A 343-nucleotide genomic window follows, 5' to 3' on the forward strand; every position below is an offset into this window, starting at 1 on the left:
TATCAGTACCGATTCTTGGATTTATTTATCCAGTTGCATTAACGCTTATTATTTTAGGGCTATTCCATAAGTATATTGAGAAGTATGCATACGTATATACAGTAACTGTTGGAATTGTAGCGGTGTTTAGTGCAGTTGATATTTTCAATAAAAATGTAATGTTGAATCAATGGACATCAGTATTAAAGTACATTCCGTTTTATACAGAAGGTGTAGGATGGATTGTTCCAGCTATTATAGGTGCTTGTATTGGCGTTATCGTGAGTAGTGTTTTCAAGAAGAAATAAGTAAGAGGTGTTTTCCTATTTCGGAAAGCACCTTTCTTTTTTGGAAAAATGGTATT

1 protein-coding gene is annotated in these 343 nt (G+C 32.9%); it reads left to right on the forward strand.

Annotated elements, in window-relative coordinates; genetic code table 11:
- Positions 1 to 287 (forward strand): branched-chain amino acid transport system II carrier protein (locus ACS2QP_RS27465; protein WP_438883027.1); only part of this gene is annotated, 287 nt, incomplete at its 5' end.
- Positions 288 to 343 lie beyond the last annotated feature (56 nt).

It is taken from the genome of Bacillus cereus group sp. Bce019 (assembly GCF_051781745.1).
Classification (GTDB): domain Bacteria; phylum Bacillota; class Bacilli; order Bacillales; family Bacillaceae_G; genus Bacillus_A; species Bacillus_A cereus.